This is a genomic window from Cryomorpha ignava, from assembly GCF_010686655.1.
In the GTDB taxonomy this organism is placed as follows: Bacteria; Bacteroidota; Bacteroidia; order Flavobacteriales_D; family Cryomorphaceae; genus Cryomorpha; species Cryomorpha ignava.
Genome location: NZ_JAAGVY010000085.1, coordinates 1 through 6,014 on the forward strand (window position 1 = coordinate 1; position 6,014 = coordinate 6,014).

At 36.6% G+C, this 6,014-nt stretch carries 6 protein-coding genes; all 6 read right to left on the bottom strand.

Annotated features, from left to right (window positions below):
• Positions 1–170: 170 nt before the first annotated feature.
• Positions 171–353 (bottom strand): hypothetical protein, encoded by a 183-nt coding sequence (locus G3O08_RS20180; RefSeq protein WP_163287256.1) that lies wholly within the window; start codon positions 351–353, stop codon positions 171–173.
• A 205-nt stretch (positions 354–558) separates the two neighbouring features.
• Entirely contained in the window at positions 559–1,137 is a 579-nt protein-coding gene (locus tag G3O08_RS20185; protein WP_163287257.1) for a hypothetical protein, read from the bottom strand.
• Positions 1,134–2,774 carry an RHS repeat-associated core domain-containing protein gene (locus G3O08_RS20190; RefSeq protein ID WP_163287258.1) on the bottom strand — a complete coding sequence of 547 codons (1,641 nt, stop codon included), beginning with the start codon at positions 2,772–2,774 and terminating at the stop codon, positions 1,134–1,136. The genes G3O08_RS20185 and G3O08_RS20190 overlap by 4 nt, the downstream gene beginning before the upstream one ends.
• Positions 2,775–2,807: 33 nt before the next feature.
• On the bottom strand, positions 2,808–3,518 hold the full coding sequence (locus G3O08_RS20195; protein WP_163287259.1) for a hypothetical protein: 711 nt from the start codon (positions 3,516–3,518) through the stop codon (positions 2,808–2,810).
• A complete protein-coding gene (locus G3O08_RS20200; RefSeq protein WP_163287260.1) occupies positions 3,515–4,288 on the bottom strand; it encodes a hypothetical protein in 774 nt (257 codons plus the stop codon). The genes G3O08_RS20195 and G3O08_RS20200 overlap by 4 nt, the downstream gene beginning before the upstream one ends.
• Positions 4,275–6,014, bottom strand: a 1,740-nt coding sequence (locus G3O08_RS20205; RefSeq protein ID WP_204336968.1) for an RHS repeat-associated core domain-containing protein, incomplete at its 5' end; no start/stop codon positions are given. The genes G3O08_RS20205 and G3O08_RS20200, both read right to left, overlap by 14 nt.

Sequence of the window (6,014 nt, forward strand, 5' to 3'; positions counted from 1 at the left end):
TTGCATTTTGGGTACTGCTCAAGTGGGAGGGGTTAAAGGTATCCCAATCTACAACATATTTTTGATAAGCAGTAAGTGCATCATCAGTTATAATCTGACGGTAAAACAATAAGTTATTCCCTTTAAAGCCCCGATGAATATGTCGGGATTCATATCTCTAAAGATTTTTTTCAAAATCTAAGAGCTATTGAATCGTAATTCTCATAAGCGAGCTTGCCTGCTTCATCATTGTGTACAAAGAGTTTTCCTTTTAGATTATAGACTTCGGGATTGGGAAAACCATCGCTATCACCGTACCGCATAATTTGGCGTTTGGTAACGGCTTCTTGATAAGATAAAAGTCCAGCCTTCATTATTTCAAATTTCAGGTTTGAATAACCTGATTCTAATCAAAATTTTCTTGTTTATTCTAGGAGTGTCAGATTTGTCGAAAGTTTTATGCGGAAATTGATTTGGAAGCAACATGGCAATCTGTGATTATCCGATTTAAGCTTATTACCTTTTTTATTAGCGATTCTATGATAAAATTGACAATCACATCATACGTAAGTACTAATTCTAATATTCATTTTTTAGCTTTGAAATTGACAATCCTTGCACGATTAATTCCCTCATAGTAATTCGCTCATGTGCAAATTTTTCGATAAAATGATAATAAAACCTGTAAATCTTAGTTCCGAATAGTGGATAATCAAGCTCGGTAAGTGGATATATGAACTCACTCAATTCAATTCTCATATCATTACCGAAGGTGAACTGAACTTTGTATGGATCTCCTTTGTAGTAAAAAGTGGTTTCGCGCCAGCCTTGATCTACTGCATTTTTCAAAAAGGTGAACACATCTCTTTTATTTTCATCATTAAAAGCCAAGTCATCATCACCATAATCAGTATTTATTGAATCTTGAACTATTTTGATTTTGTGAATTACTGATAAATCCATAACAATGTAAAATCCTGACCATTTGTCACTAGTTGAATAAATCCCGATTCCTTCTAGATTCCCATTATCGCGTATGTTGGCATGTACCTTAGCAGTGCAGGTTTCTTCTCCTAAAATTCTTATCGACGCATTCTCTATCGAAGGGGAATGTTTGATAAAGAGGGTCTGCATCCACAACATCCATGAGTTTTTCATAACTTAAAAAGCATTGGATTATCACCTCCTGGACTTTGAAATCCTTCCTGCATGTGACTAATATCTTTAGAAGCTTCACCAGACGCGAGATAGTACCCGAGCGTTGCCCCAACAATACCTCCTATCAAAGCACCGACGGGCCCTAGTACCGCTCCATACATTGCAAATGTAGCACCCAACATAAATGCACCAGAAAGTCCCATGGCTTCAGACATGATGGCTTCAGGCTTGTTTTCGGCTTTTTTAATGCGGTCAGCGGCAAAATACAAATCTAAAACAATACCTGCCCAACCAGCGCCCCTGATGACTTTCCTGTAAGCTGTAAATTTATCTACTCTCACATTTGTTCTGCCGAGATCTTTCTTGCCAGCCAATATTTTCTCTGTAGTTCTTACAGATTCATTAAAGGGTTTCTGTTTTTCCGCTAAAGCTCTCCCAAGAGGTGAAGACTTCTCTCTGACAATACCTAGATTATTTTGTCTGTTAAAGACCGCTTGGTTGGGGTTTTCCTTGAAAGTTTCCAAGTCGGCCTTATAGTTATCGATATATAATTCTTTTCTCAACTCCAAATCTCTTCCTAGACCTTCACCAATTTGACCAATCCCGGCCGAAATTCCACCTGGAAATAATCGTCCGTCGTCTTGAACTTCCAAACTTTGCCGTTCCCCATTCTCCGTGAGCGAAAAGAATCCATTATTATCGAAGAAGGCTGTAGCACTATTAGTCGTAATTCTTCCTTCAATTATACCATCAATACTATGAATTTGGATATCTACATTTTCCGCACCAGCATCATTAATCGCTTGATTCGCTACTTTATCAAAATCCTTATTCCCGCTGTCAAATTTTGGTGCCCCTTCCTCCTGCAAGCCGTCAATATCAACTTTACTAATAGGTTTATTCCCTGCATAGTTGTATGAAGAGTAAAAGGGATAATCTTCCGCAATAGGATCAACACTAACAAACCGACACAACCAAGGAGCATAATACCTCTGCCCATATTCATAAAGCCCACTCTCTTCGTCTTTCTCCTTCCCATTATACCGATACCGTTTATATTGAAATCCTCCAAAACTCGTCTCACCAAAAGGATAATACTCTTCGCGGTTTATAAGTGTCCCAGTAGTCTTCAGCACAGCCGTACTATTATTTAAATGGTCTCCAACAATATATTTAATCGCTGGTGTATCGTCATCCACATTGTTTCCAACACGAATGGTAGCAATCAATGCACCGTCATCAGAGATTTTAATCGTATTAAAAAACCTATTGTTATCAATACTGCCACCCACAGTCTTGGTATAAGTAGTCTCAAACATCCCACCATCCACCCTTCGACTCCGCTCTGGGCAGGGATAAAAAGTAACAACAATTTTATTCCCTTTTCGAGTGTGTTTCTTTATCCTGTCTCCTTGAGCGTTATAAAAATAATTGGTGTAAACAAAAGGCGTAGAACTACCGGCCTGATTCTTAAAAACAGCTAGCTTATCATTCGCTCCCCATTCATAATATCTGCTCTGACCTTCTTTTGTTAAGCTGCAGTATGGGTCATAATTACTTCCATAAGTGGTGCTATTTACAGTGAAGCTCTTCAACTTGTTATCTGAGCTGTCATACGCTGGTTTTAGTATTGACATCTTGATTATAAATACACTAACTCAATCCCTTCTTTACTTTTCATCAATCGGTAACTCTATGATTTTTAAATCTTCCTGAAATCCATATCCTACAGCTGGTGTTAGTCTTCTTATTTCTTTTATAAGATTTGTGTCCACAACTGCCGAGTTCATTCGAGCATTCTGAATTAATGAATCTAATATTTCAAAATCATCATTCATTAGCATTCTATTCTGAACAATTCCGTCATACAAGTCAGAAAAGGTTATATCATATTTGGGATCTTCAAAAACTAAGTGATAGTTACTCAGTATTTGATCGTACGCATTGATTTGCAAAGGATCAGAATTTATAAGAATATCATTTAACTCACGATAGCGGGGAAACTGCCAATTATCTATAGATCTAGCACTTCCCGAAACAACTGTGTTCCATTCATTTTCCTTGGATACCAACCCATTGTAAACATAGTAACGTATTCCTCCCTCAGTTAATCTTTGACGAACATCTAAACAATTTAAAGAATCTAACAAATGATGTATCCGGGAAACCATTGAAAAATAAAAAACATTGTTCCAGCTTTTGTGATTAACCACTATTTTGAACTGAAGCCTACCCTCATCATCCTTACCAATTTCAGGACTCGTTTGAAAAAAATTTTCAGGGAAATAATTTTCCATTTTTTTAGGTATGTCTTCGCACTTATTTTGACCTGAGCAAGATGAAAAGGTAAATATTAAAGGTATAAGGAGTAAATATTTCATTTTGTACTTTCTTTATAGCCATCTGGCTTTTGATCAATAATTTTAAACTCTCCATTATTTTCTAACTCAATAGCTCTGAGATAATCTCTAAACTGGCGAATAATAGCTGGATCAATAGTTTTCGAATTACGATAACAACGCGCAACGAGTGAATCCAAAACCCGATTTTCAAATTGATGAATTACTTTATTAGTTGTTATATCCATATAAACATCAAAAAAGGTTAAGTTAAAGTCTTCGTCATTTGTTTCTCTATAATACATACCTAATAGGTCATCGTATATCCAATAATTGGAAGGGTCAACTTGATTTAATATATAATAATTCATGTTTCTATATGAACGGCTCATCCACTCATTATTTAAAAGTGGCTGGCTGCTACTTAGTGATAACTGGACTGGTGATGTTAAATGGTCACCTGACGAAGAGTAAATTATAATTTCCATTATGGAATATTCATGACCATTTATATTTCCCAAGTAATTATTTGATTCTAATAAGTGGTAGGTTCTCGAAATAATCGCCTCCATCAACACATTATGCTGTACCTCCCATTTTTGAAGGTATTGGATTTTAAGAGTATCATTCATCAATTCAACGGAAGGTTTCCTTAGTAAAAAACTATCTGGAAAACTTGCGTATAAATGATATTCTAAACTATCGCAGCTTGTATTCGCTTTTTTATCTACTGTGATCGGTTTTTCTGTTGTAAAATTACAGCTAACACACAACGTTATCGAAATTAAAAATCCTAATTTATAAATGTCCATGTTTAATTGAATCTTTTCTGGTTGGTGGATTACTTATTTTGAGACTATCGAATTTACCCCAAGACGCCCTAAAATCATAAAGAGTCGGATTTATATTCCCAATCTTTCTTTGAGCTTTACTCATTTTGGACTTTTCTTGTAGCCCTAAAGAACCCGTGTATTGAGTAGCACGAATTACAGTTTGGAAATTTGCATTTGAAGCCTTCAAAAAGTTGCCACCTATACTTGCATCCAGATTAGAGCCAAGTTTTCCAACATTTATTATGTTTTCGATATATTCCACTCTTAATCCTTGCAACAAAGATGGTAAATCCTGGTCTAAGCTATCAAAATAGATTCTCCCTGTAAATTCTGATTTTCCACTAATAGAACTTGGGATATTCAAATCTGGGGATGTATGACTACCACCTCCAGATGCACCACCACTAATAGTATCATTTTTTGAAACAGTTGGTGAACCCAAAAGATTGTCCAATGAAAATCCCTGACTAGAATTGAAGTCAATTGGAATATCAAAACTGAAGACTGATTCATTCCACACCCAGTTCTCAGCTCCCGAAATTACGGCAGTAAACGCCAATGCTCCATCACCTTTCTCTTCGACAGTAATATGTAAATCTGCAAAATATTGACCACTTGAATATTCAATTGGAAAGGCATTTCCATCCTTATCCTTATATCCCGTAAAATCTAATGTTTCAGAACTAAAATGTGCCTTATAGTTATTCCCACCCCAATCAAACTGCAGTACAGCATTCGTTCTAGTTTCCACCATCACTCCAGCTGTTGTCATTACTTCTGATTTACCTTTTGCACTAGCAACATTATGCACCCCGGAAGCAATGAACGTATCTCCTGAAGGAGATGTATAAGTATTGAAATTTGGTTCTGATTTCTTTTCGCTATCATCAGAACTTTGTAACCCTTCAATATCAACATGAGTTATCGGCTTATTCCCAGCATAATTATAACTACTAAGCTGCGGATAATCCTCCGCAATAGGATCAACACTAACAAACCGACACAGCCAGGGCGCATAATACCGCTGCCCATATTCATAAAGCCCACTTTCCTCATCCTTCTCCTTCCCATTATACCTATATCGCTTGTATTGATAAGAACCAAAACTCGTTTCACCAAAAGGATAATACTCTTCGCGGTTTATAAGTGTCCCAGTAGTCTTCAGCACAGCCGAGCTATTATTCAAATGGTCGCCAACAATATATTTAATCGCTGGTGTATCGTCATCCACATTATTTCCAACACGAATGGTAGCTATCAAGGCACCGTCATCAGAGATTTTAATCGTATTGAAAAACCTATTGTTATCAATACTACCACCAACTGTTTTGGTATAAGTAGTTTCAAACATCCCGCCATCCATGTAAAAGGTTACTACAATCTTATTCCCTTTTCGAGTGTGTTTCTTTATCCTGTCGCCTTTAGCATTATAAAAATAATTGGTGTAAACAGAGGGCGTAGAACTACCTGCCTGATTCTTAAAAACAGCCAGTTTATCATTCGCTCCCCATTCATAATATCTGCTCTGACCTTCTTTGGTTAAACTGCCGTTTGGGTCATAAGTATTGCCATAAGTTATGCTATTTACTGTAAACCCCTTAAGCTTATTATCGGAACTGTCGTATGTGTAATCTCTGATAAAATCCTGATTGGCGTGACCATCGGCCACGTGCTTCAAATTTTGGATATTACCGATTTTATCGTA

What these genes read in the sequence shown, in the direction of transcription:
- G3O08_RS20195 (WP_163287259.1), bottom strand. Translation starts at nt 3,518, where the DNA reads ATGAAATATTTACTCCTTATACCTTTAATATTTACCTTTTCATCTTGC.
- G3O08_RS20180 (WP_163287256.1), bottom strand. Translation starts at nt 353, where the DNA reads ATGAAGGCTGGACTTTTATCTTATCAAGAAGCCGTTACCAAACGCCAA.
- G3O08_RS20200 (WP_163287260.1), bottom strand. Translation starts at nt 4,288, where the DNA reads ATGGACATTTATAAATTAGGATTTTTAATTTCGATAACGTTGTGTGTT.
- G3O08_RS20190 (WP_163287258.1), bottom strand. Translation starts at nt 2,774, where the DNA reads ATGTCAATACTAAAACCAGCGTATGACAGCTCAGATAACAAGTTGAAG.
- G3O08_RS20185 (WP_163287257.1), bottom strand. Translation starts at nt 1,137, where the DNA reads ATGAAAAACTCATGGATGTTGTGGATGCAGACCCTCTTTATCAAACAT.